Here is a 26,216-nt window from a genome sequence, read left to right on the forward strand (position 1 = left end):
TTTTAATTAAATTTGAACAAAATTTAATATTGAATAAAACGTCTGTACTTTACAAAGAATGTACAACAGACGATAATCCGCACCATAAAAAATTAACAAATCCGGATGAAGGCTCCACAGGCAAAAAAAATAGAAAAAATACTTGAAATACATGGCGACAGAAGAATTGATAATTACTTCTGGCTTAACGAAAGGGAAAATCCCGAAGTAATCCAGTATCTGGAAGAGGAAAACGCTTACGAGGAATTCATCATGAAAGATACGGAAGCCCTTCAGGAAGAGCTTTACGAAGAAATGAAAGCCCGCTACAAGAAAGATGATGAGTCTCTTCCTTATTTCTTCAACGAATACTGGTATATGGTTCGCTATGAAGAAGGAAAAGAATATCCTATCTTCTGCAGAAGGCACAAAACGCTGGACAACCCGGAAGAAATTGTAGTAGATGTTAATATTCTTGCAGAAGGCGAAAATTATTTTGAAGTAGGAAGCGTAGCCGTTTCTCCGAATAATGAGCTGGCTTCTTTTTCAACAGACAATGTAAGCCGAAGAATTTATACCATCAATTTTAAAAATCTGGTTACAGGAGAAATTTTTTCTGACCAGATCCTGAATACTACGGGCAAAGCTGTATGGGCTAATGATAATAAACATGTTTTCTACATCAGAAAAGATGACAGCCTGCGTGCATTCCAGGTATACAGGCACAAACTTGGCACTGATTCTTCAGAAGATGTCCTGATCTTTCATGAGGAAGACGATACTTTTGATGTAAATGTTTTCAAAACGAAATCGCTGGAATATATTTTCATTGCAAGTTCAAGCACGATCTCCGATGAGCACAGGTTTATCCCTTCTGACAATGTCTTTGCTGAATGGACTATTATCCAGCCCAGAATGGATGACCTGGAATATTCTGTAGAGCATTATAAAGATGAGTTTTACATCATTACCAATGCAGATGATGCCACCAATTTCAAAATCGTAAAGACAAAAATTGATCACTGCGGCATGGAAAACTGGGTAGATGTAATTCCTCACCGCGCTGAAGTTTTACTGGAAGGTTTTGAGATATTCAAAGACTATCTGGTTCTTGAAGAAAGAGAGCAGGGACTTCTGCAGATCAAAATTATTGATGAAAAAACCCAGGAATCTCACTATCTTCCTTTTGTTGATCCTACCTATACCGCGTACATCGGCATCAACATGGAATTTGACACTGAAGTACTTCGTTACGGATACACCTCTCTTACACAGCCCAGCTCTACCTATGAGTATAACATGAAGGAAAAAACGACGGTACTTCTGAAACAGCAGGAAGTGCTGGGAGGCAAATTCCTTCCTGAAAATTATATTTCGGAAAGAATATGGGCAGATTCCAGAGACGGGGAAACCAAGATTCCTATTTCACTGGTTTATCATAAAGACACTAAAAAATCAGCAGACACTCCATTGCTTCTATATGGCTACGGCAGCTATGGACACACTGTAGATGCAAGCTTCTCCAATGTAAGATTATCTATTCTGGACAGAGGATTTATTTACGCCATTGCCCACATCCGCGGTGGAGAATATCTGGGAAGAGAGTGGTACGAAAACGGAAAAATGCTCTTCAAGAAAAATACGTTCTTCGATTTTATTGATGCAGGGAAACATCTGATCAAAGAAAACTATACATCATCCAGACACCTGTATGCAATGGGGGGAAGTGCCGGGGGGCTTCTTGTAGGAGCAGTTGTTAATTATGAGCCGAAACTTTTCCACGGAGTTGTGGCCCAGGTACCTTTTGTAGATGTAGTAACCACCATGCTTGATGAAACTATTCCTTTAACAACCGGAGAATACGATGAATGGGGAAATCCGAATGATGAGGAATATTATCATTATATGAAAGACTATTCTCCTTATGATAATGTGGAAGCTAAAGAGTATCCTCATATGCTGATCACAACCGGCCTGCATGATTCCCAGGTTCAGTATTGGGAACCGGCAAAATGGACCGCCAAGTTAAGGGAATTAAAAACAGACCATAATCTTTTGCTATTTAAAACAGATATGAGCTCAGGGCATGGCGGAGCAAGCGGAAGATTTGAATCATTGAAAGAAGATGCGCTGGAATATGCGTTTCTATTAAAAATAAATAATAATTCATAAAAGTTACTTCTTCGTACAGAAAAATATTAAGAAATAACTAGATCAATAATCAATTATATGTATGAATGAATCCGAATACTGGAAAAAGATAGAACAGTTTTTTGAAGACAACTTCCAGACAGAAAAAAACCCGCCGATTGAAACGCTTTTGTTTCTGATCGGGCTTCAGGAGTTGGGAAGCGGTCAGCAAAAATATACGAAAGATGATAAAGTGAATCTGATACACATTGCGGTATGCAGACTGCTGGAACCCTTCGGTTATTATAAATTTACTCATTATGAAGACGGGTGGCCTCATTTTGAGCAGCTGGAGGAACTTCCGGAATTAAGACCGAATGAACAGACCCTTCTTATGAAAAAGGCAATTATTCAATATTTTCAGGAAGAGAATCTGATATAAAATGCGGATGTCATAAAACATAAAAAGATCCGATTGACCATATATAATAATCAGCCCCATTGATGAGGCTGATTTTTTTTTAATCTGCTATAAAATTTAAATATTTCTACCTCTGCTGTCCCAAAAGCTCTTCCAGTTGGGTAAGGCCTATTTTAAAGCCTTCTTCAAAGCCCATATCCAGCATTTTGCTCATGACTTCCCTGGACTGATAATGAATATTAATGGTCACTTTTGTTCCTTCTTCTACCCCTGTAAATCCGATCAGCCAATTGGATTGTGGAAAATCGTTATTGATATTCCCGTTTTCATCGCAAAAGGCACTGGTCCAGTCAATACTTCTGTGCTCCATAATTTCACCGTATTTCGACTGTGAATAGGCTTTTTCTCCATTGGGTCCAACCATTGCATAAAGCCAAACTCCCCCTTCTCTGAAATCCTGCTTTATAGTTTCACATTTCCACGGTTTCGGGCCCCACCATTGGTCCAATAGCCCGGATTGTGTAAAATAATCCCACACTTTTGAAACGTCTGCATTGTAAATTTTCATTACATACACCGTTTTCGCGTCAAAATCTTTGTTGAAAATGATATTCGGTTCCATAAGTAAGTATTTTTGATAAAGTTACTTTTTTATTGACGGAAAACACTTTCCATATGGCAAGTAAATACAGCTCCTTACTTAAACCCGGTTATTTAATTTTTTTCGTTAATTTTTATGAATATTGAAGATTTTTTTAAAGCTCTTCTTTTTCCTGTGGATATTAAATCTGTAAATATTTCTTACGATGATAAACTAACTGACAGTAAAGGTTTAAATGCCTACTTAAACATTCTTCTGAAAGGGAATTAATTACCGCAGCGCTTAATCTATTGAACGTATTTGTATTCTAAAATTCATAAATAAACGTTAAAAAACACACTTTTAAGAGAAATAACACAATTTTTTGGCTCGTTTTTTGTTTATGAAGTCTTAAAATAATTAATTTTAACATTCATTTTTTCCAAACATATAAAAAACTGTAAATGAATAATAAGTTCATCCCAATAATTTCGGTGTTTATGACGATCTCACTGATTGTCTTTGTTACGCTCCAATTTTATTGGCTGAAAGGTTATTATGGTGCCCTGGAACAGGATTTCTCCAATAAAGTGTATTCTGCTTTAGAAAATACCTCAAAAACTATTGAAGAGATTGAAGTAGATAAATATTTAAATAAGGACAACAATAATTTCAGGAATGACATTCTGGCCAGTAAAGACCAGCCTTCGTTAACAACGATTCAACAGGTACAGGATTCCGGAACCCAACGACAGATCATCTACTCTAAAAATATCATCTCTAAAACACAGCTTCCTATATCTAAAAAGGGAGATTCAGTTAATTTAACCACCTTATATACCGATGAGGCGGCCTACAAGGTTAAAAGAGATACTGCCAACCGTGAACTTCTTACCACCGAGATCAATAATGATATAGAAAGTGGTGATTATTCCATTAAAAATTTCGTAAGAATAGTCGGAACCAATCTTCCGATTTCAAAAAGAGTTGACCCTACCGTTCTGGATTCTGTTATTGCCAAGGAACTAAGGATGAAAGGAATTACGGCAAAATTTGGTTATGGGGTTATTGATAAGAACAATAAACTTACCAGCATTGTAAATAAGGCCTTTAAAGAAAAAAAGGATAACAATACCTACAGCTATCCCCTTTTTACAGATAATAAAAATACGACTTTATATTCCCTGGCTTTGGTTTTCCCTAAAAAAGAATACTCTTTAGCCATGAATAACTGGCCGATGCTTTTGGGAACCTTCCTGTCATTATTGACCATTCTGGGGATATATATTATTTCCATCAACTATATGATGAGACAGAAAAAGCTGGCAGAAGTAAAAACAGATTTCATCAATAATATGTCGCATGAGTTTAAAACACCGCTGGCCACCATCTCGGTCGCTACGGATTCTTTAGCGAATGACAAGATTGCGACTAACCCGGACAAGGTAAAATATTATTCGGAGCTGATTAAGCAGGAGAACCTGAGGATGAAAAAACAGGTGGAAAATGTCCTGAATATGTCAAAGCTTGAGAGAAATGAAGTAGAGCTGTTCTTAAAAGAAACCAATGTAAGGGAGCTTATCAAAAAAACAACAGAATCTTTCAACCTTATTGTGGAACAGAGAAACGGGTCGCTTACCCAGGAATTCAATGCAACGAACTTTACTTTTAAAATTGATGAATTCCACATTTCAAATATGCTGGTCAACTTACTGGATAATGCCAATAAATATTCTCCGGAAGCTCCGGAAATCCATGTAAAAACAAGAAATGAAGGGCATTGGTATGTGATAGAAATTTCCGACAAGGGAATGGGAATGGAAACCCAGAATAAAACAAAAATCTTTGAAAAGTTCTTCAGGGAAGAAACCGGAAACATTCACAATGTAAAAGGTCAGGGACTGGGACTTTCTTATGTAAAGAAAATTGTAGAGCTGCATAAAGGACAGATCATCGTAGACTCTCACAAAGGGAAAGGAAGTACGTTTGTGATTAAGCTGCCAATAAGCTGATATATATAAAACCAGATAACAAAATATACGAAGATAGAGTGAGAACGTTCATTCTTATTTATTAATTTTTAATTATTAAAATTATGAGCAACAGAATATTATTAGTAGAAGACGATCAGAGTTTCGGGGCTGTGCTGAAAGATTATCTAACGATTAACAACTTTGAGGTAACCTTAGCAACAGATGGAGAACAGGGGCTGAAGGAATTTACAGAGAATGAATTTGACATCTGCATTTTTGATGTGATGATGCCTAAAAAGGACGGGTTTTCATTAGCAGAAGACGTAAAAAAAATAGATAAGAACACCCCTATCATCTTCCTTACGGCCAGAAATATGAGAGAGGATATTCTTAAAGGATATCAGCTGGGTGCCGATGATTATATTACCAAACCATTCGACACGGAACTTCTTTTATATAAAATCAAAGCAATCCTTCAAAGAAGTTCTACTTTGGAAAATGAAGAACAGGAGCAGTTCAAGATCAGCAATATTTTCTTCGACTCTATGCTGAGACAGCTTAAAGTAGGAGATAAGGAATACAAGCTTTCTCCAAAAGAGAATGAGCTCCTTAAACTTCTCTGCATCCACAGAAATGATTTTATGCCGAGAGACCTTGCCCTGAGAAAGATCTGGAAGAAAGAAAACTACTTTACTGCGAGAAGTATGGACGTATATATTGCAAAGCTTCGTAAGTTACTGAAAGATGATGAAGGATTGGAAATTATCAACGTACACGGAGAAGGATTTAGGCTTTTAGTTAAAAATTAAGCCTAAAAACGGATTATAAATAAAAAATTAGCAAAACAATTGAAAATGTTTTGCTAATTTTGTTTCATACGATGGATATGAAAAATATATTTTTAAGCGTTTTCGCTATTTCCGTACTTGCCGTTTCATGTAAGAAAGATGATAAAGCCACTTATTTGAAAGAAGAAGCTGGTGTACAGCCACCACCAAGTATGACCGTAAATTCTCCTAAAGCCTCCCTGATGGATCAGGCCGGAATCCAGTCCAATACCAATCCTGCTCCACTCGCAGCTGCTCCGGGGATGAATCCTCCGCACGGACAGCCAGGACACCGGTGTGATATTCCTGTAGGACAGCCGCTCAACAGCAGCCCTGCACCAACTCCGGCAGCTAATAATGCAGTAGTGAACAGCAACAACACCATCAACATTGACCCTAACTCTTTGTCACCCGGAAAAGTGATGATCGATAATAACGGGAAGCAGGTAAAAACAGCTCCCGGCATGAATCCTCCTCACGGGCAACCCGGCCACCGATGTGATATCCCTGTAGGACAACCTCTTAACAGCAAGCCCGCTCCGGCTCCACAACCTGTTCAAAATATAGCACAGAACACACCGGCTCCGGCACCCGCTCCACAGCCGACAGGAGAAAAGCCTAAAGTAAACCCTGCTCACGGAGAACCATGGCATAACTGCGCGGTAAAAGTTGGTGATCCTTTGCCATAAATTTTGTATTTTTGCAGATATGAAGCTGTTTCACATACTTGCAGTTGTTTTTTGCCTGGGGATTTTTTTAGTTCCCAAAGACAGCTTCTATGCACAATCTATGCAGGAAACCTGCTGCAAAGCAAAGTCTGAGCAGACCGACTGCTGTAAAAATCACTCTTCAGAAGAAAACCATGACAGCAAAACAAAATCGTCCTGCAATGACGACTGCTGCTCCTCATGTGTTGCATGCTATACCTTTATAGAAACTCCTTTTTCAAAAAATCTGCGTTTTGAACTTTCTTATTATAAAAAGAATAAAAATCCGCAGTTTCAGTATTCAGACCCTTATTTATCAGACCGTTTGAAGGAAATCTGGCAACCGCCTAAAATAGGTTAATTATTAATCTTACAAAGTGTTCATTACATCTTTTAATGAACTGTTTTTTAATTAATCTAAACTTTAAACAAATGAAATTATATATTTCCAGGTTTATACTTGGACTATTGATCCTGTCTGCACACTTTATATCAGCTCAAAGCCTCCCCCAAAAACATTTCCGGGTAAAAGGAAACTGTGAGATGTGCAAATCCCGAATAGAAGCAGCAGCTAAAAAAGCAGGTGCAAAAACAGCCGTTTATTCTATTGATCTCCAAACCTTAACTCTTGAAACGGATAAAGCTTCTGCTGATGACATTCTCAAAAAAGTAGCTGAAGCGGGCCATGACAACGAAAAGTTCAAATCATCCAATGAAACTTATGAAAAGCTTCCGGGATGCTGCCATTACGAAAGAGATCTTCAGCCTTCTCCGACAGAAACTCATCACCACAGTAACCATGCTGCTACTAAAAAGGACAACGAGTTTTATGTAAGAGGAAACTGTGGTTCATGTAAAGCCAGAATTGAAAAAGCGGCAAAAGGAGCCGGTGCAGATACCGCAGAATGGAGTGCAGAAAAGCAGATGGTCACCCTGAATTTTGACCCTGCAAAAACCTCATCAGATAAAATTTTAAAAGCGATTGCTGATGCAGGACATGATAATGAAAAATACAAAGCAGCTGATACCGTTTACAATGGACTTCCCGGATGCTGCCTGTATGACAGGGAATTTACTTTCGGAGAAGCTAATCCAAAAGTACATTTTGAAGAAGAACCTGCCCAACATGCAGACCATACGGCAACGGTATCTAAAGAAGACCATTCCCGGCATGAAAAAAGTATTGACGGGGTTGTGGTAACAGGTTCTAAAGCAGCAACAGCTTTAAGTAAGAAAGAAGTCGGACTGGTTTTTAATATTGATAAAAAAGAACTTTTAAAAGCAGCCTGCTGTAATCTTTCTGAGAGTTTTGAAACCAATGCAACAGTAGATGTTTCCTTCAGTAATGCTGTTACAGGAACCAAACAGCTGAAAATGCTGGGTCTGGACCAAAAATATACCAGCCTTACGAAAGAGCTTCTCCCTGAGATCAGAGGTCTTGCATCTGCTTATGGATTGAATTTCATTCCCGGAAGGTGGATTGAAAGCATTCAGCTGACAAAAGGCGGAAGTACGGTAACCAATGGCTATGAAAGCATCACCGGACAGATTAATACAGAACTTCTGAAAAATGCAAAGGAGCCGGAAACTTCCCTGAATCTATTCTCGGACTTCAACGGAAGAGCAGAAGCCAATATCACCAGCGTATCTTCTATCAACGACAAATGGTCACAAACTTTTCTTCTTCATGGAAACGGAACTTTCGGGAATACGGATATGAATGATGATGGTTTTCTGGACAGGCCGAAAGGAACACAGATCAATGCAGCCTACCTTCTTAATTATAATGATCTTGAAAAATCCGGATTCGGCTCTCATTTCGGAATTAATTTTATCCGGGATGAAAGAACAGCCGGACAAACCGGGTTTGATAAAAAGCTGGCACAGGATAAGCAATCGGCTTATGGTGTGGGAATTGATATTTCAAGATTTCAGGTATGGAACAAAACGGGTTACGTATTCAAAGGAAAGCCTTATCAGAGCCTGGGCTGGATGAACCAATATGTATTCCATCAGCAGGACAGTTTTTTTGGTCTCAGAAATTACAATGGACAACAGCATACATATTATTCCAATCTGATCTTTGAAAGTATCATTGGAAATACAAACCATAAGTATAAGGCAGGAGCAAGCTTTTTATATGACGGTTATAAAGAAATCTATTTAACAAATGACCTGCGAAGAAATGAAATTGTTCCCGGTATTTTTGCCGAATATACGTTAACAGGTCTAAAATACACATTAGTAGCAGGTTCCAGAGTAGATTTTCATAATCTTGCAGGCACTCAGTTTACCCCAAGAGTCAACTTTAAATATGACTTTACTCCACAAACGATCTTAAGGCTTTCTGCAGGAAGAGGATTCAGAACAGCCAATGTTTTTGCTGAAAGCCAGCAGTATTTTGCATCAAACAGAAGTATTCAGATTCTTCCGAACAACGGAAATATCTATGGTTTAAAACCAGAAATTGCCTGGAATTACGGCGCCAGCTTACAACAGGAATTTAAACTTTTTGGAAGAAAATCTACCGTAATTGCTGATTTTTTCAGAACAGATTTTCAGGATCAGGTGCTTGTAGATTTAGACAGATCTCCTCAACAGCTTACTTTTTATAATCTGGAAGGAAAATCTTTCGCCAATTCTTTTCAGACACAATGGGATTTTACTCCTTTCAGAAATTTCGATGTGAGACTTGCTTATAAATATTATGATGTACAGGCAGATTATATCGGCGGAAGAAGAGAAGTTCCTTTTATGGCAAAGCACAGAGGCTTCGTTAACCTTGCTTATGCCACCAATAAAAATGATAAAGGCGGATTCTGGAGCTTTGATACAACACTGAACTGGGTAGGAAAACAAAGGCTTCCTGACACGTCCGCAAATCCTTCAGCGTTCCGGCTTCCGGTGTATTCTGATTCTTATGCCGTACTGAATGCCCAGGTCTCAAGAAATTTCAATAAGAAGATCAGAGCTTATGTAGGGGGAGAAAATTTAACCTCTTATTATCAGAAGAATGCTATTGTTGATTTCAGAAATCCTTTCGGAAATTATTTTGACGGAGGGATGGTTTACGCCCCTATTATGAAAGCTAACTTCTATGTGGGACTGGATGTAACGTTTTAAATAATGAAAGCGGGCTGATCTCAGTCTGCTACTTTTAATGAATAAAACCTTATAGGCATAAACGCTTATAAGGTTTTTTGTTTTTCAGGGTGAATTATTCAGTTTCAATAAAAAAATAATACTCAGATTAAAAAAATTTCTATATTTACATTTTATTATATGTATGAACATACCTTCTAAAGATTTTACGATTGATCACAACAGCAAACTTCCGCTTCATGTACAGGTAGAGGAGCTTTTTCGTAAACTGATTGTTATGGAGGAGTATAAAAAAGGAGCTTTATTACCAAAAGAAACTGATCTGGCGAACCTATGGGGTGTTTCCCGAAATACCATTCGCCAGGCAACCAACAAACTCGAACATGAAGGCCTTATCATACGTAAGAAGGGGATCGGAACCCGGGTAGCCGAAAAGAAAAGCCTTGTAACCGGACTTGATCATTGGTACAGTTTCACAAGAGAAATGCAGGAAAAAGGAGTTGAGGTGATTAACCAGTCTCTGAAAACCAGCACCGAACAGCCTAACGAAGAGATCTGTCATTTTTTTAACTGCCCCCCTGATAAGAAAATATTCAAGCTTTCTAAATTAAAAGGAGAAAATTCAGGTGATCCTATTGTTTACTTTGAAAGTTATTTTCATCCGAGAATAGGTATTGATAAAAATGATGATTTTAACACGCCTCTCTATAGTATGCTACAGGAAAAACATGGAGTTATAGTCCACCGTTCCCGGGAAAATATAAGTGCCTGCCAGGCTGGTACTGTAATAGGTAAGAAATTAAAAATATCAGCTTCCTTTCCTGTATTGAAGCGGGAACGATTTGTGTATGATATCAATGGAAAACCTGTTGAGTATAATGTAGGATATTACCGTTCGGATAAGTTTACCTATACTATAGACATTAACAAGTCTCCTGAAAATTAATTTTTTTATCATTCAATATGTTCAAACATTCTAACATATAATTTAAAATTAAAGCCCATGTACAACAGGTATTTTATTTTACTGATATCCTTCTTGATGACGGTACATTTGGTACATGCACAGAAAAAGGTTCCCTATTTTGGTATCATACAGGCAGCCAACGGATATTCACGGGAAATAAGCGGTGAGAATATTGGTTATTACTCAATATTTCCGGATTACGCCAACAGAGCTCTGCTTACCCGTACTACTGACGGGACCAAAACCATAGAATGGGAAACAGATGCTGTCCCTCAAAACACCAGCGGAGCCTATGTTTATTTCAGCTGGCTGGTTTCTCACTCATCCGGAACCAGCGGCGGGACCCGTCATTTTGATTTGTACATCAATGATCAGAAAACATTGACGCTTACCACCTATCCGGTAAATCAGCGTCCGGACTGGATTTCAAAAGCCGCAGATAGTACAGCTTTTGTATTTGATCAGATTAAAATGGATGGATTAAAGGATTCCTACGGCATCGGATACCTCAGAATTCCTAAAAACAAGGTAACACCAGGAAAACCAGTCCGTTTAAAGCTTGTGGGGCAGGCTCAGGACAGCAGGGATTGGTTTATGACCTATAAATTTACTTTTCAAGAAAAAATAGATGTTCATTCAACGCCTTTTCTTTTAAAAGACGGCAAAAGGCTTCTTACTCTTACCACTCTTCATTTCGGGCCGGATCAGAAAATCACTGCTAAAATAGACGGTAAAGAGACCTATTCCTTTACAATGCCGGACGGCATCAGGTCTTTTGATATTCCGGTTCCCCTATCTTCAAAAGGGGGAATTACGGAGCTGGTGGTGAGTTCTGGAAAAAAAGAAATTCTCCGCAAAACCATTCACGCAGACGCCATAGTTCCACGTACGTTATATTTCATTCATCACTCTCATACTGACGTAGGCTATTCCCATTTACAGGCAGAAGTAGAAAAAATTCACACTAAGAATATCTATGATGCGCTCAAAATGATCGAAGAGACCCGGAACTTACCTGAGGAAGCCCACTTCAAATGGAATGTGGAAGCTCTTTGGGATGTTGAAAATTTCATGCAAAAAGCAACACCGGAAGATAAAAAGGCTTTTGCCAAGGCAGTAAAAGAAGGCGGTATCGGGCTTTCAGCGATGTACGGTAATATTCTGACCGGGCTGAGCCAGCCGGAGGAGCTGTTCCATTATACTGAATATGCACAGAAACTGGAAAAAGAATTCGGGTTTAAGATCAACAGTGCCATGATGTCTGATGTACCGGGATTTGCCTGGTCTTTAGTTCCGGCGCTGGCTTCCTCCGGTGTCAAATATTTTTCAAGCGGGCCAAATTATCTGGGCGTAAGCAATCCTTATCTTGGTGACCGGGTAGGAAATTTTGTTAAAAACTGGGGCGACAAGCCGGTGTGGTGGCAGTCTCCATCCGGAAAAGACAAGATATTATTCTGGACAGGAGGAAGAGGCTATTCATCCTGGCATGGAGTTCATCCCGGCGATGTATTTGAAAACGGTCAGAAAAAGATAGCAGAATACCTGGAAGATCTTGTAAAAACCAATTATCCTTATGATATGGTGCAGTGGAGATATAATATTGTGGCGGATAACGGCCCCATAGATCCAACCATTTCAAAATTTGTAGATGAGTGGAATAAAAAATATGAATCCCCTAAAATAATACTCAGCACTAATGAAAAAATGTTTGAGGTATTTGAGAAAAAATACGGGGATCAGATTCCTGTAGTCAAAGGAGATATCAGTCCGCATTGGGAAGACGGAGCCATGTCTACTGCGAAGGAAGAAGGGATCAACAGAAACAGCAGCTTAAAATTACAGCAGCTTGCTACCCTCTACTCTATGCTGAATCCCCGTCAATATAACAGTAAAAGCTTTTATGAAGCATGGAGGAACGTTATTTTATTCCATGAGCATACCTGGGGAGCCTTCAATAGCATTACGGCGCCGGATCTTCCGTTTGTAAAAGACCAGTGGCAGGTAAAAAAACAGTTTTCCCTTGATGGCAGCTCAATTACCAGTCAGTTGGAAAAAGACCTGCTACACCCTATTACAGAGCAGGGTTCTAAAACAATCACAGTATTTAATACGTCATCCTGGACACGGAGCGGTACAGTGAGTATTCCCGGAACAGATTGGGGAAATGCCGTTAAAGATGCATCAGGAAATATAATTCCATTACAGAAATTACAGGACGGCACAATGGTATTCTTTGCGAAAAACATTCCGCCTCTTGGTTCAGCAAATTTCAGTATTGTTAAAAATAAAATCACGGCTGCAGAACACTTTTCCATAACCGGAAACAGTATCTCCAATGGAAAAGTAACTTTGAGCTGGGATCCGAAAACAGGAAGTATTACTCATTTTACAGATAACAGCGCGACTAATTACGCCGGAAGCTTTAACAGTCAGGGCCTGAACAGTTACTGGTATGTACCTGGATCTGATCCCAAAGAGGCCGTCTCAAGTTCCGCTGTACAAATAAAGATATTGGAAAAGGGCCCTGCACTCGCCAAGGTATCATTAACATCAGATGCTCCGGGAGCTAAAAAACTGGAAAGAATTATCACTTTATTTGCGGACAGTAATGAAATAGAGCTTGAAAATATAGTAGATAAAAAGCCTGTCCGCACAAAAGAATCGGTACATTTTGGGTTTCCTTTTAATACAGACTTTAAAAATATTACAGTAGATGTAGGCTATGGAACCATGAAATATCTTACGGATCAGCTGCCTGGCTCCAATATGGATTACTGGTACAGCCGCCGTTGGGTAGATGCTTCTTTCGGGCAGAAAGGAATGCAGTGGATGATGCTGGAAACACCATTGATTGAAGCCGGAGAAATGATTGATGAAAGAATGGTTATTGATAACAGCCACAAAAAATGGAAAGACAAAGGAATTTCCGGCACCACCAACTGGTTTAGCTATGCGATGAACAATTACTGGCATACCAATTACAAGGCAGATCAGGAAGGCCCCGTACGCTACCGGTATGCCCTGCGTCCGCATGCAGCCTTCAATCCTGTAGAAAATGAAAAATATGCAGCCGCTTTTACGCAGCCGCTTATTGCCATTCCTGTGAAAGAAAAATCACTAACAGAAGGAAGTCTTTTCCTGATGAATAATGATAAAATTGTCGTAACGAGCATTACACCACAGGAGGATCATAGTTTCCTGATCCGGCTTTATAATCCTGATGAAAATGAGCAGACAACTTCTTTTTCATGGCAAAAACTCAAGCCATCGAAAGTGATTCATTCCAGAACAGGAAAAGTATTGTCTTCAAACGAATCACTTAGTCTGGCCGGTATGGATGTTATAGAAATTAAAGTAATTCCTTAATTAAGCGGGTTTGAAACCGGGAGTCGGTGGAGGAAAGCTATAAAAATCATCAATAAAATAAGTGTTTATATATTTTCAAGGCAATTTGATTTTGCAGAAACCTTCGAAATATATGATTTAAAGTAACTTCCTTCCTCCTTCTTCCAGCTTCCAGCTTCCAGCTTTTAACCTTAAAACTCAGATTATTTAATACCTAAAATCAAAGCAATGTCAAAGCCGGTAATAGCCATCGATATGGGCGGAACAAAGATCAAAACAGGGCTTGTACAGGACGGTACGGTTCTGTCTTCAGTTTCTATTGATGCTGATTCCGGAAACGGTCTCAGACAAAGGCTGCCTTTTATAGAACAAACCATCAGGGATCTGCTCAGCCGGAACAATCTTTCTGTTACAGAAATTGGCGGGCTTGGTATTGCTTCTCCCGGAATTGTAGACAACGTACAGAAAAGAATCATTTCTATTGATAAAAAATTCGGGGATGCACCGGATATTAACCTTGAAGAATGGAGCTTTCAGACCTTTAACCTCCCATTTTCCATAGAAAATGATGCCCGGTCTGCATTATTGGGCGAATGGAAATACGGAAATGCAAAAAACTATGACAATGCTGTCCTTATGACCTTAGGAACAGGGATTGGAAGTGCCGCAATAATGGAAGGACAATTATTGAGGGGCAAACATTTTACTGCCGGTATATTGGGAGGACATTCTGTAATCAATTACAAAGGAAGCTTGTGCAATTGCGGAAATAAAGGCTGTGTGGAAACGGAAGCCTCAACCTGGAATCTTGGAAATATTGCAAAGTCATATGAAAATTTCAATGAAAACCAGCTTAGCACTTCTTCTATTGATTATGAGCAAATCTTTAAGCTGGCCGAACAAGGAAATTCTGTAGCGTTATCGATTCGGAAACAAAGTTTGTTAGCCTGGTCAGCATGTGCTGTTAATCTCGTTCATGCTTATGATCCTGAAATTCTCATCCTTACCGGAGGAATAATGGGCAGCAGCTCACAAATCATCCCTTATATTCAAGAATATATTGAAAGTCATGCGTGGACTCCCTGGGGAAAAGTACATGTTGAAGAAGGAAAATTCCCGTCAACAGCAGCCTTACTGGGAATAGCGCATCTTGTTTCCTATTAATAAAAATATACGAATGAAATCTAATTTTAATAAATATCCCATCATCAATATAAATGGACATTCCTGCATTGCCGGATGGGAAAATATCGCAGAGGAAATAAAAGAAACATCATCTGAAGTCATTGCTTTTGAATGCTATCAGGGCGTTTTTCTGGAGGAAATCATTACTTCAGTACAGAAATTATTAAAACCGGAACTGATCATCAATACTTCAGAAGCGATGAAATCTGAGCAGGAAATAGCGGTAATGGTTCAGCCATTTGTTACTGATGATCCTGTATTTGGCTATATGACACCCCTGGAACTTGAAGATTATTTTGATCCTGACAAAATCTCAAAGCTTCAAAAAAAAATAGCCAATAATAAAGGTTATACCGTAGTGGTAGGGCCCGGAGCTACCTTAATCGCCATGAAACCTGATATAACTGTATACGCAGATATGCCACGGTGGGAAATCCAGAAGCGTTTCCGGAAAAATACGGCCTGTAATCTGGGAAAGACCAACTATACAGACTCCTTCCCTTATCAGTATAAACATGCTTATTTCGTGGACTGGCGTGTGTGTGACCGTTACAAAAAGCAAATATTGAATACCTGCAGATTTGTTCTGGATACCACCCTTCCCGAGCTGCCCAAAATGATCAGTACGAGTGCCTTGTTTGATGCTTTGCAAAAAACCGTAAGACAACCTTTCCGGGTAGTTCCATTTTTTGATCCGGGACCATGGGGAGGTCAGTGGCTGAAAGAAGTCTGTGATCTTGACAGAAGCGTTTCCAATTACGCATGGGGGTTCGATTGTGTTCCTGAAGAAAACAGCCTGTTGTTAGGATTCGGAGATCAGGTAGTAGAAATTCCGTCCAATAATTTGGTATTTTTCCAGCCGGAAGCTTTACTCGGCAAGCAGGTATATGAAGGATTTGGTGATGAATTCCCGATCCGTTTTGATTTTCTGGATACCATGGAAGGCGGCAACCTCAGCCTACAGGTGCATCCATTGAAAGAATATATCAAAGAAAATTTCGGAATGACTTATACTCAGGATGAAAGTTATTATATGCTGGATGTAAAAGAAGGCGCATTTGTGTACCTTGGCCTGAAAGAAAATACGGATCCCGATAAGATGATGAAAGATCTGGAAACTGCACAGACAGATAATATCCCTTTTGATGCGGAAAAATATGTACAAAAATGGCCGGTCCGGAAACATGATCATGTATCAATTCCGGCAGGAACCGTACATTGTTCAGGAGCGAACTCCGTAGTGCTGGAAATCAGTGCAACCCCTTATATCTTTACCTTCAAGTTATGGGACTGGGGACGAATGGGGCTGGACGGGAAGCCGAGACCTATCTCTCTAAAACATGGTAAAAATGTAATCCAGTGGGACCGTACCACTTCATGGACGAAAGAAAATATCCTGAATCTTACAGAATCCGTTACCCAAGGAGACGGATGGCGGGAAGAACGCACCGGCCTGGATGAATGGTCATTTATTGAAACCCGGAGACATTGGTTTACTAAAAAAGTAGTTCATCATACCGAAGGAGTGGTGAATGTGCTGAATCTTGTGGAAGGCCGTGAGGTTATTGTAGAAAGCCCGGATCAAAACTTTGAGCCTTACGTTATCCATTATGCTGAAACCTTTATTGTTCCGGCAGATGTGGGGGCTTTTACTATTACCCCTCATGGGGAAAGTGCGGGTCAGGAGTGCGCAACCATAAAAGCGAGTATCCGTCCGGATATGATTGCAGAAAAAGTTTTAAAATAAGCGATATGGGATCTACTGTGAATTCTGCTATTATTTATAAATCAACACTGGTAGCTTCTGTGGGTGGTTTATTATTCGGGTATGATACGGCTGTTATTTCAGGAGCCATTGGTTTTATGAAGACTTATTACCGGCTTTCTGATGTCATGACAGGCTGGGTTGCTTCCTGTGCTTTGCTTGGATGTATAATCGGTGCGATGTATTCCGGGAAGCTCAGTGATTATATCGGGCGTAAAAAAGTATTAATGATCTCAGCTTTGTTATTTACGATTTCTTCTTTAGGAACGGCAATAGCACCTGAGTTATGGATTTTTGTCCTATTCCGGATCATAGGTGGTATGGGTATCGGGATTGCATCGATGCTTTCTCCCATGTATATTTCAGAAATGGCACCGGCAGCCATAAGAGGACGATTGATTTCGATTTTCCAGCTTGGAATTGTAACCGGAATTCTGGTGATCTATTTTGTAAATGCTTATATTGCCGGAATTCATGATGAAAACTGGAATATTTCTACAGGCTGGCGCTGGATGTTTGGTTCCGGAATTATTCCTTCCATAATTTTTATAGTATTATTGCTTACCGTCCCTGAAAGTCCACGCTGGCTGGCTGCCCAAAAAAGAAATTCTGAAGCCTTAAATATCCTTACCGGGATTAATGGTCCTGTAATGGGACGACTGGAGCTGGAATCTATCAACAGATCATTGAAAGATGAAACTTCTTTTTCTTTTTCAGATCTAAAGAAACCCGGATTAAAACGGGTATTGATTATTGGTATTCTGCTGGCAGTATTTTCACAGATAACCGGCATTAATGCTATCATGTATTATGCTCCCGAAATCTTTAAAGCCACAGGGGTAGGATCTGATTCTGCATTTATACAAACCATACTGGTAGGAGTTATTAATGTAATCTTCACTTTTGTAGCTATAAAATACGTAGACCTCTGGGGCCGGAAAAAACTGCTTCTGCTGGGCATCTCCGGAATGACAGTCTGCCTGTTTATTGTCGGATTGGCTTTTTATACGCAACAGCAGGGTTATCTTGTTCTCGTTGCCATATTAGGCTATATTGCCAGTTTTGCCATGTCTTTAGGGCCTCTTACATTTGTTGTCATTGCTGAAATATTCCCTACCAAAGCCCGCGCCACAGCAATGTCTGTTGCTACTTTTTTCCTCTGGGCAGCTGTATTTTTAGTATCCCAGACTTTCCCTGTACTTATAGGATCTATAGGAAATGCCAATACCTTCTGGTTATATATGGCTATTGCGGTAATTGTTTTTCTTTTTATCTGGAAGAAAGTCCCTGAAACAAAAGGAAAAACGCTGGAAGAAATTGAAGACGCATGGAAAAAATAAATTTAATTTACATCTTTATTGAATAAAATAAAAAATCTCATTGGCATTCAATGAGATTTTTATTTGTATTGATTCCGATTATCTTCCGAAATCGTCCTGTACTCTTACAATATCATCTTCATCTGAAGGATTGGATGCATCAGTATGCTGCCAGATCTCAGCTACTACTCCCCAGCCTTCCAAACCGATAAGACGGTGCCTTTCACCCTGCTGAAGCTTTACCTGTTCTTTCGGATGGTATTCTTTCAGTTCCCCTTCTTCATCTGTAGGGCTTCTTTTAATTCCCACCGTGCCTTCCACAACCTGCCAGATTTCAGCTCTGCGATGATGATACTGCCAGCTCAATCGTGCCTGCGGAGCTACGATAAGAATCTTAGGACTTAATTTTCCGCTTATTTTTAAATGGTTAACATCAATTCCGTCAAAATAACGGTTGGCAAAATCCTGTGCCTGATTTTCATCAATTACAAAGAATCCGCCCCAAGGTCTTGTATCATCTTTTGCCACAAGATTAAAGCCCTGTGCACCAAGCATTTTTTCTACTTTATCGAATATTTCTTTTTTCGCTGCACTCATACCGCTGTACTGTTCTTTAAATTATTTTCAAAAATAAGTATTGTTTGATTATTATTCTGTAGACATTGAGTAAGGAAAATCTTTTTCCTGTGAGCCTCTTTCCTTGTTCGGCTTACTATCCATCTGAAAATCCAGAACCGCCCCTTTCAGCAGCTCTTTGTGACTTATCCAGTTTTTGGAATAAGGCTGAGTATTGACTTTCAGAGATTTCACATAGAAATTTTCTGCATTATTCTCCGGTGCCTTTATTTCAATCTTCTTTCCGTTTTCCAGATGAATTATGGCTTCCTTAAATAAAGGAGCTCCTAAAACATACTGATCTGTAGCCGGAGTAACAGGATAAAATCCTAAAGCTGAAAATACATACCATGCGGAAGTCTGTCCGTTGTCTTCATCTCCGCAGTATCCGTCAGGTGCTGCCTGATAAAGCTTATCCAATACCTGTCTTGCCCAGTATTGTGTTTTATAGGGCGCTCCGGCATAATTGTACAGATAGATCATATGTTGAATCGGCTGGTTTCCGTGAGCATACTGCCCCATATTCATGATCTGCATTTCCCGGATTTCATGAATAACGCTTCCGTAGTAACTGTCATCAAAAACCGGAGGAAGAGAAAATACCTCATCCAGCTTGGCTTCAAATTTCTTTTTACCGCCCATCAGTTTAGAAAGACCTTCAATATCCTGGAAAACCGACCAGGTGTAATGCCAGCTGTTTCCTTCTGTAAAAGCATCACCCCATTTAAAGGGATTGAACGGAGCCTGGAAACTACCATCTTTATTTTTACCTCTCATGAGCCCGGTTTCCGGATCAAAAAGGTTTTTATAATTGTATGCTCTTTTTTTGTAAATATCAATTTCTGATGCAGGCTTTCCTAAAGCTTTTCCCAGCTGGTAAATTGCAAAATCATCGTAAGCATATTCTAAAGTTCTGGCTGCATTTTCATTGATTTTTACATCGTAAGGAACATAGCCCAGCGTATTATAATACTGAACTCCCCTACGTCCTACCGCATCAATGGGACCTTCATTATCAGCTCCATGTTTAACAGCCTGCCAGAGGGTTTCTATGTCATACCCCCGAATCCCTTTTATATAAGCATCTGCCACTACTGATGCGGAGTTATTTCCCACCATAATATCAGAATATCCCGGGCTGCTCCATTCTGGGAGGAAGCCACCTTCTTTGTAGGCATTAGCCAATCCTTCCTGCATTTCTGCATTAATTCCCGGATATACAAGGTTAAGAAACGGATATAAAGCACGAAAAGTATCCCAGAATCCGGTGCCGGCAAACATTCTTCCATCCAGAATTTTACTGTTGTATGGGCTCCAGTGTTTTATTTTGTTCTGCCCATCAATTTCATACAGTTTCTGTGGAAAAAACAATGTTCTGTACATGGAAGAATAGAATGTTCTCATCTGTTGGTCTGTTCCCCCTTTTATTTCAATTCTCCCCAGTGTTTTATTCCATATATTTTTGGCATCTGTTTTTACCTGTTCAAAATTTCTTCCTCCTATCTCTCTTTTCAGATTGAGTTCTGCCTGTTCAAAGCTGATGAATGAAGAAGCTATTTTTGCGTAAACGCTTTCTTTATTTTTAAGCTTAAAACCTACTATGGCACCTGCGTGTTCACTTGCAAGTTCTAGCGGTCCATTTACCAAAGCATTATCTTTCCAAAGCCTAGTCAGGTCAAAATCTTTGTCGAACTGCACGACAAAATAATTTTTAAAGTTTTCATATTTTCCTCTGGCATATTTGGTGGTATAGCCCAGAATTTTTCTCTCTTTTGGAATGATTTTAATATAAGAGCCTTTATTTAAAGCATCAATAACCACATAAGCGCTGTCGGTTTTCGGAAAATCAAATTTAAAAAAGGCGGCTCTTTCCGTTGGGGTGAGCTCTGTAGTTACGTTAATATCTGCAAGATAAACACTATAGTGATAAGGTTTTGCAGCCTCTGCTTTATGGCTGAACCAGCTTGCCCGTTCTTCTTCCTTAAACTTTGGCTTACCTACGCCCGGCATGATGGCAAAAGCTCCATAATCATTCATCCACGGAGACGGCTGATGGGTCTGCTTGAAACCATTGATCTTATCTGCATCGTAGGTATACGCCCATCCATCGCCCATTTTCCCTGTCTGTGGTGTCCAGAGGTTCATTCCCCAGGGAAGTCCGATGGCCGGATAGGTATTTCCGTTGGATAGGGATGGTTTGGACTGCGTTCCCATTAATGGGTTTACATAATCCGCAGGAGATATAATATTCTGACCTAAGGCCAATACCTGTAATAAAAGCAAGCAGGTAGAAAATATAAACTTCATTGTATCTTTTCGTTTATTAATTTATATAAGCTTTTTTGCATAACTGGCAGCTCCCAGAATAGCGGCATCTTCAAAGATAGCAGAGATTTTAACCTGCAAGTTAATATTATTCTCCTTTAAATTTTTTATAAATCTTTCGCCGAAATGAGGATAGGCTTTCGCAATATTTCCGCCTATAACTAAAACTTCCGGTTTATAATGATTTACATGTTGCACAATAAATTCAGAGAAAGTATCTGCATATTCATTAAATATCTGAGTTTGTATTTCCAAAGGCTTATCCAATAAATCTTTTGTCCCTGAAATCTGCCCGCCCGTAAGCTCTGCATAACGTTTTACAAACCAACGTGTTGCCAGGTAATCTTCAAAGACAGATTTTCTGAAAGGCGAATCCCAGAGATCTTCATCAGTGGCAAAATCACCGTTGTAGAAGGTTGTTCCCAGCCCTGTACCCAGTGTTACCCCGAAAACCTTCCGGAATCCCTGCACACAGCCTCCAAAGACTTCTCCTTCCATAAATGCCGCCGCATCATTCACAAAGTAGATCTGCTGTTCTGAAATTCCTAATCTTTTTGCCAGTTCTTTTTTAATATTGACCTGGTATATGTCAATAAATTTTCCCTGTTGCATTAAGGAAATTCCGTTTTCATAATCAAAAGGTCCCGGCATCGCGATCCCTATTAAAAGGGCTTCACTAACAAGGCCTTTTGTAGCTTTTTCAATGGCTGAGACCCAGGCTGAAAAAATATCCTCCCTGGAACCGAAAGAATCCACATGCTCCCTGATATAGGTGGACGCAATGATTTCACGCTTAACCGGATCTACCTGAGCCATCGTAATATGGGACCCTCCAATATCTATTCCTATTATATTCTGCATTATATCTTATTTATACCCATCAAAAAACCTGTGACTAAACGGACAACAAAAGCAAATTTACGTACTACTAATGGATGTCCGTTTTAAGTCTCAGTTAAAAATCCCCTAATTTTTATTTTTTTAGTATGTATTTTTTATTTCGTATTTATTTCACCAATACTTTTCCGGATGTCAGAATCTTTTTACCAGGTGAACTTATTTTATAAATATACGTTCCTGCGGACAGGCTCTTCGTATTAACAACCGCGTTATTTTTATCTATTTTCTGTGTGACCACCAATTTTCCTGACATATCGTAAAGGGTTATCTCATCTGCTGAGTCGCCATTCGATGCAAAATAAAGATCATTTCCCTTTTTAACAGGATTCGGATATAAATAAAGATCAGTCCTCTCTGATTTTCCTTCTTTTACGGACAGCTGCTCTGTACAGCCTACATCTGTTCTCCAGTTTGTATTGGTCATATTAACCATTGTCGCAAAGTGGGTATTCGCTGTGGCATCCAGAACGCCGATTCCGCTTCCTTCATTCATTTTCCAGTTGGCTTCAAGGCCTGGAGCGTTTGCTGCCACATTACACTTATTGTCTAGAATTTCCTGGGCAGTCAATGCTCTCTTCCAAACTCTGAATTCATCCAAAAACCCGTTCAGAGTACGTGAGTTATCATAATTTCTTCCCAGATAAAGGATCCCGTTTGCGGTAAAGTTACCGGAAACTGTATTGCTTGCATCCTCAATACCATTAACATACAATTTCATGGAGGCACCATCATATACTGCTGCTACGTGATACCATGTATTAGTAGCAAATGCCGTAGTGCTGCTCAGCTTTACCTGAGATGATCCGAAGCTTAATGTAAACTGTAACTTATTATTGGCAAGGTTCCCATCTCCGAACCTCAGGATCGCAGAATTATTATCTCCCACCTCAATTCCTGCCACTGACGAAATATAAGGGAAACTATTTTTGAATGCATTTACTTTTACCCAGCCCTCAATCGTTAAGCCATTTCCGCTTAGATTAAACTGTCCGGCATTAAGATATTGGGAACTTCCATTAAAAGAAATCGATCTGGCTCCGGGGCTCTGAACCGGAGCGAAACCGCTATTAAATGTTGTATCTGCGGAATACGCGCTGGTATTCCCTCCGTTACATACGGCCTGTACCCTCCAGACATAATTGGTATTCTCTGTAAGATTCTGAAGGGTGTATGTGGTAGCTGAAATATTCTGAACATCTGTCCAGGTTGAAGCCGCTGCTGTTTTGTACTGAAGGTTATAAGAGGTTGCAGTTCCTACGGCATCCCAGGATATTTTAGTAGTATTCCCGAGAAAACTCTCAGATTTAATTCCTGCCGGGACTGCGCATCCGTTTCCCGAATTAAAGCGTGGGGCAAACAGATAAGTACTGGTGAGTGTTGAAGAGCAGTTGGACTGTATTCTCCAGTCATATTCAGTGTTCAGACTCAGATTATTGATGACAATACTATTGCCTGAATAGTTGCTTCCGGCATTCGTCCATGTAGTGGAATTGGCTGGTTTATAGTCAATATTATAGGTTTGGGAAGCATTGGATGTCCATTTCAGAGTAGCTGAAGTTCCTGTAACATTGGCCGCTTCAAGTCCTAAAGGCGGATCACATGCCTGTCCTTGTAACCATGAATAAAGCTGTCCGGTAAGCTGGGTATTTTCATTGTAAAGGATATTAGATCCTGTGCTTAGGTAGCTTGCCACATCCGTTGCACCCAGGTCATACCACATGAATACGCCATAGCCGTCATTTTTTGTATTGGTAGCAAGCGTTGCCAGTGTAGAGGCAGGGGTAGAACCCGGATTGGTATTGCGTATCCATGTTGCTGCGGCAGAAATTTTTGTTTTATTAAGAGGAGGTACTACAGGAGCATTATATGTTCCGTAATAGGCATTCCAGGTGTAATCTATATAATTTCCGGCAGCATCACCGCTGTAACTTTGTCTTGTGGTTGCCGGACCAATGTAATAAAAGGTAATCAGCTTATCAGGCATTGCAGCTTTCAGCTCCTGGAGCAGCATAACAAACGAGCTGTTATTAGGCTGTCCTGTCCCGTTGTTTCCATATCCTGCATATTCATCGTCTAAATCTACTCCATCCAGGCCATAGGTATAAACAGTATGGGCAATCTGTCTGGCAAAATCACGGGCCGCTTCACGGTTCGGGAAATTGGAAATTCCTGCTCCCTGATGGTTTCCTAAAATATCCAATAATACTTTAATACCTTTCTGCTGTAATGGTCTTACGTAGGTATTGACATCGTTCAGAACTTTGGTAACGTTGTTGTTACTGGAAATATAGGCTCTGCTTTTGGAAACATCATAATTAATGTTTGCGGCAAAAATAATAGCGACATCAAAAAGCTGTTTTCCACTGTTCTGCAGTGTGTAAGAACCGGCATTCAGCATATTGCTGTTATTTACTTCAACATAGCATATCCCTACGGGATCAAGCTGCTGTGCCTTGAGTAAGGAGCCTGTCTGACAGGCCATAAGCATCAGCGCGGCAAGAATGGAGTTTTTTTTCATAGTATAATTTTTTTTGCTTTTTTAAAATATGCAGCTTCCCGTGCAGACGACCTGTCCTGCATCATGAATACCGCAAAAAAAGAGTAAAACGATTCTCAGGGCATAAGTTGTTAAGCCAGCAAATCCCGGTTTTCGTTAAAAGTTTTCCATAATAATTCTCCGAACAATGTGTTTGCCCAGGCAAACCATTCTCTGGTAAATTTCTTGTCGTTATCCTTGTGGAAGGATTCATGCATAAAGCCTGTACCCCCATGGGTTTTCTGCAGGGTCTGTATACACCATCTGATTTCATTTTTATCTTTGGTAGTAAGAGCTTTCATTATAATACTCATTGGCCAGATCATATCAAGACCAATATGAGGACCTCCTATTCCTTCTGCCAGGCTCCCTTTGAAAAAGAACGGGTTGTCCTTAGACCATACATATTTCCTGGTATTGAGGTAAACCGGATCATCTGCTTTTACAGCATCCAGATAGGGTAATCCCAAAAGGCTTGGACAGTTGGCATCATCCATCAGGTTGTAGCTTCCGAATCCGTTGGTTTCAAAAGCATATATTTTCCCGTATTCAGGGTGGTTGTAAATTCCATATTTTCTGACTGCTGCTTCTACCTCATCTGCAAGGCTGTTCAGCTGTGTGGCCAGTGTTTTTTCATTTTTGATTTTCGAGACCATTTCTGCGGCCTGACGAAGGCTTACTACAGCGAATAAATTGGAAGGGATCAGAAACCCGTAAATGGTTGCATCATCACTCGGACGGAACATAGAGCTGATCAGTCCCACAGGATTTGTAGGGTAGCCATAGCCTCCCATTGCAACTCCGTCTGTGGCCCATGCTGTGGTACGTTCAAATTTATACGGTCCGAGATCTTTTTTGCGCTGTTGTTCAGTAAAGGTCTGTAAGGTAAGTTTAATTCCTTTCAGCCATTTATCATCAAATGGTTTCGTATCTCCCGTTGTTTTCCAGAAGTGGTATGCCAGACGGATCGGATAACACAGGGAATCTATTTCCCACTTTCTTTCATGGGTTCCCGGCTTCATATCCGTGTGGTCATATTCTTTCCATTTGCTTATTTTCTTATCGTCGTTATAAAATGCATTAGCATAAGGATCTTTAAGGATAAATTCGGTCTGCTTATGGATCACTCCTGAGATCAGTTTGTGCAGTTTCTCATCTTTTTTAGAGAATTGCAGATAAGGAAAAACCTGCGCGGAGCTGTCGCGGAGCCACATGGCATCAATATCTCCGGTAATTACATACGTATCCGGTACACCGTTGATTTCTTTATAAAAAACGGTTGTATCTAATGTATTGGGAAAACAGTTTTCAAAAAGCCAGGCGAGTTCTTTATTTTTAACGTTCTTTTTGAAGGTGGCAATGGCATTTTCCACGGATTCACTGGTAAAATGTCTTTTATCTTTAGGCACACGGACTACAGGAAAATCTTCCGTAACCAGATTTTTAGCAAAAACATTTTGAGTGAACAGCAGTCCGGCTCCTGCCAGCGCACTTGTTTTAATAAACTTTCTCCTTTCCATTGATACTTTTATTTCTTTAT

18 protein-coding genes are annotated in these 26,216 nt (G+C 39.8%); 12 read left to right on the forward strand and 6 right to left on the reverse strand.

Going from position 1 to position 26,216, the window contains the following annotated elements:
* Positions 1 to 105 precede the first annotated feature (105 nt).
* Positions 106 to 2,151: a S9 family peptidase gene (locus AOB46_RS08155; RefSeq protein ID WP_062698141.1), complete on the forward strand. Its 2,046-nt coding sequence runs from the start codon at positions 106 to 108 to the stop codon at positions 2,149 to 2,151.
* 61 nt (positions 2,152 to 2,212) lie between these two features.
* Positions 2,213 to 2,551 (forward strand): hypothetical protein, encoded by a 339-nt coding sequence (locus AOB46_RS08160; protein WP_062698144.1) that lies wholly within the window; start codon positions 2,213 to 2,215, stop codon positions 2,549 to 2,551.
* 106 nt (positions 2,552 to 2,657) lie between these two features.
* On the opposite strand, the gene AOB46_RS08165 is transcribed toward AOB46_RS08160, so the two are convergent.
* A complete protein-coding gene (locus AOB46_RS08165; RefSeq protein WP_062698146.1) occupies positions 2,658 to 3,152 on the reverse strand; it encodes an SRPBCC domain-containing protein in 495 nt (164 codons plus the stop codon).
* A 422-nt stretch (positions 3,153 to 3,574) separates the two neighbouring features.
* Here AOB46_RS08165 and AOB46_RS08170 point away from each other — a divergent pair, with 422 nt between their 5' ends.
* The 10 genes from AOB46_RS08170 to AOB46_RS08215 all read left to right on the forward strand — a co-directional run bounded on the left by AOB46_RS08170 (position 3,575) and on the right by AOB46_RS08215 (position 18,321).
* Entirely contained in the window at positions 3,575 to 5,122 is a 1,548-nt protein-coding gene (locus tag AOB46_RS08170; RefSeq protein ID WP_062698148.1) for a sensor histidine kinase, read from the forward strand.
* Between the two features lie 83 nt (positions 5,123 to 5,205).
* Entirely contained in the window at positions 5,206 to 5,892 is a 687-nt protein-coding gene (locus AOB46_RS08175; RefSeq protein WP_002982671.1) for a response regulator transcription factor, read from the forward strand.
* Positions 5,893 to 5,969: 77 nt separating this feature from the next.
* On the forward strand, positions 5,970 to 6,599 hold the full coding sequence (locus AOB46_RS08180) for a hypothetical protein (protein ID WP_082377054.1): 630 nt from the start codon (positions 5,970 to 5,972) through the stop codon (positions 6,597 to 6,599).
* Positions 6,600 to 6,618: 19 nt separating this feature from the next.
* A complete protein-coding gene (locus tag AOB46_RS08185; protein ID WP_062698153.1) occupies positions 6,619 to 6,978 on the forward strand; it encodes a hypothetical protein in 360 nt (119 codons plus the stop codon).
* A 71-nt stretch (positions 6,979 to 7,049) separates the two neighbouring features.
* Positions 7,050 to 9,740 (forward strand): TonB-dependent receptor domain-containing protein, encoded by a 2,691-nt coding sequence (locus AOB46_RS08190; RefSeq protein WP_062698155.1) that lies wholly within the window; start codon positions 7,050 to 7,052, stop codon positions 9,738 to 9,740.
* A 163-nt stretch (positions 9,741 to 9,903) separates the two neighbouring features.
* The gene (locus tag AOB46_RS08195) at positions 9,904 to 10,665 is read left to right on the forward strand and encodes a GntR family transcriptional regulator (protein ID WP_062698157.1); all 762 of its coding nucleotides are present in this window, start codon (positions 9,904 to 9,906) and stop codon (positions 10,663 to 10,665) included.
* Positions 10,666 to 10,722: 57 nt separating this feature from the next.
* Positions 10,723 to 14,052: a glycoside hydrolase family 38 C-terminal domain-containing protein gene (locus AOB46_RS08200; RefSeq protein ID WP_241489181.1), complete on the forward strand. Its 3,330-nt coding sequence runs from the start codon at positions 10,723 to 10,725 to the stop codon at positions 14,050 to 14,052.
* Between the two features lie 207 nt (positions 14,053 to 14,259).
* The gene (locus AOB46_RS08205; protein ID WP_062698161.1) at positions 14,260 to 15,195 is read left to right on the forward strand and encodes an ROK family protein; all 936 of its coding nucleotides are present in this window, start codon (positions 14,260 to 14,262) and stop codon (positions 15,193 to 15,195) included.
* Between the two features lie 13 nt (positions 15,196 to 15,208).
* Entirely contained in the window at positions 15,209 to 16,963 is a 1,755-nt protein-coding gene (locus AOB46_RS08210) for a class I mannose-6-phosphate isomerase (protein WP_082377049.1), read from the forward strand.
* 5 nt (positions 16,964 to 16,968) lie between these two features.
* Positions 16,969 to 18,321 (forward strand): sugar porter family MFS transporter, encoded by a 1,353-nt coding sequence (locus AOB46_RS08215; protein WP_062698163.1) that lies wholly within the window; start codon positions 16,969 to 16,971, stop codon positions 18,319 to 18,321.
* A 78-nt stretch (positions 18,322 to 18,399) separates the two neighbouring features.
* On the opposite strand, the gene AOB46_RS08220 is transcribed toward AOB46_RS08215, so the two are convergent.
* From AOB46_RS08220 to AOB46_RS08240, 5 genes are all read right to left on the reverse strand, one after another.
* On the reverse strand, positions 18,400 to 18,897 hold the full coding sequence (locus tag AOB46_RS08220) for a phosphoheptose isomerase (protein ID WP_062698165.1): 498 nt from the start codon (positions 18,895 to 18,897) through the stop codon (positions 18,400 to 18,402).
* 51 nt (positions 18,898 to 18,948) lie between these two features.
* A complete protein-coding gene (locus AOB46_RS08225; protein ID WP_062698167.1) occupies positions 18,949 to 21,222 on the reverse strand; it encodes a GH92 family glycosyl hydrolase in 2,274 nt (757 codons plus the stop codon).
* A 21-nt stretch (positions 21,223 to 21,243) separates the two neighbouring features.
* Positions 21,244 to 22,101: an ROK family protein gene (locus AOB46_RS08230; RefSeq protein WP_062698169.1), complete on the reverse strand. Its 858-nt coding sequence runs from the start codon at positions 22,099 to 22,101 to the stop codon at positions 21,244 to 21,246.
* Between the two features lie 145 nt (positions 22,102 to 22,246).
* Complete coding sequence (locus AOB46_RS22895; RefSeq protein WP_082377050.1) at positions 22,247 to 24,658, reverse strand: endo-beta-N-acetylglucosaminidase H; 2,412 nt, start codon at positions 24,656 to 24,658, stop codon at positions 22,247 to 22,249.
* A gap of 110 nt (positions 24,659 to 24,768) precedes the next feature.
* Positions 24,769 to 26,196 carry a glycoside hydrolase family 125 protein gene (locus AOB46_RS08240; RefSeq protein WP_062698171.1) on the reverse strand — a complete coding sequence of 476 codons (1,428 nt, stop codon included), beginning with the start codon at positions 26,194 to 26,196 and terminating at the stop codon, positions 24,769 to 24,771.
* Between the last annotated feature and the right edge of the window lie 20 nt (positions 26,197 to 26,216).

It is taken from the genome of Chryseobacterium indologenes (assembly GCF_001295265.1).
In the GTDB taxonomy this organism is placed as follows: Bacteria; Bacteroidota; Bacteroidia; order Flavobacteriales; family Weeksellaceae; genus Chryseobacterium; species Chryseobacterium indologenes_A.

Coding starts and splice junctions, on each gene's coding strand:
- AOB46_RS08215 (WP_062698163.1), top strand. CDS start 16,969: ATGGGATCTACTGTGAATTCTGCTATTATTTATAAATCAACACTGGTA.
- AOB46_RS08205 (WP_062698161.1), top strand. CDS start 14,260: ATGTCAAAGCCGGTAATAGCCATCGATATGGGCGGAACAAAGATCAAA.
- AOB46_RS08200 (WP_241489181.1), top strand. CDS start 10,723: ATGTACAACAGGTATTTTATTTTACTGATATCCTTCTTGATGACGGTA.
- AOB46_RS08155 (WP_062698141.1), top strand. CDS start 106: ATGAAGGCTCCACAGGCAAAAAAAATAGAAAAAATACTTGAAATACAT.
- AOB46_RS08165 (WP_062698146.1), bottom strand. CDS start 3,152: ATGGAACCGAATATCATTTTCAACAAAGATTTTGACGCGAAAACGGTG.
- AOB46_RS08230 (WP_062698169.1), bottom strand. CDS start 22,101: ATGCAGAATATAATAGGAATAGATATTGGAGGGTCCCATATTACGATG.
- AOB46_RS08180 (WP_082377054.1), top strand. CDS start 5,970: ATGAAAAATATATTTTTAAGCGTTTTCGCTATTTCCGTACTTGCCGTT.
- AOB46_RS08225 (WP_062698167.1), bottom strand. CDS start 21,222: ATGAAGTTTATATTTTCTACCTGCTTGCTTTTATTACAGGTATTGGCC.
- AOB46_RS22895 (WP_082377050.1), bottom strand. CDS start 24,658: ATGAAAAAAAACTCCATTCTTGCCGCGCTGATGCTTATGGCCTGTCAG.
- AOB46_RS08190 (WP_062698155.1), top strand. CDS start 7,050: ATGAAATTATATATTTCCAGGTTTATACTTGGACTATTGATCCTGTCT.
- AOB46_RS08240 (WP_062698171.1), bottom strand. CDS start 26,196: ATGGAAAGGAGAAAGTTTATTAAAACAAGTGCGCTGGCAGGAGCCGGA.
- AOB46_RS08175 (WP_002982671.1), top strand. CDS start 5,206: ATGAGCAACAGAATATTATTAGTAGAAGACGATCAGAGTTTCGGGGCT.
- AOB46_RS08195 (WP_062698157.1), top strand. CDS start 9,904: ATGAACATACCTTCTAAAGATTTTACGATTGATCACAACAGCAAACTT.
- AOB46_RS08160 (WP_062698144.1), top strand. CDS start 2,213: ATGAATGAATCCGAATACTGGAAAAAGATAGAACAGTTTTTTGAAGAC.
- AOB46_RS08170 (WP_062698148.1), top strand. CDS start 3,575: ATGAATAATAAGTTCATCCCAATAATTTCGGTGTTTATGACGATCTCA.
- AOB46_RS08220 (WP_062698165.1), bottom strand. CDS start 18,897: ATGAGTGCAGCGAAAAAAGAAATATTCGATAAAGTAGAAAAAATGCTT.
- AOB46_RS08185 (WP_062698153.1), top strand. CDS start 6,619: ATGAAGCTGTTTCACATACTTGCAGTTGTTTTTTGCCTGGGGATTTTT.
- AOB46_RS08210 (WP_082377049.1), top strand. CDS start 15,209: ATGAAATCTAATTTTAATAAATATCCCATCATCAATATAAATGGACAT.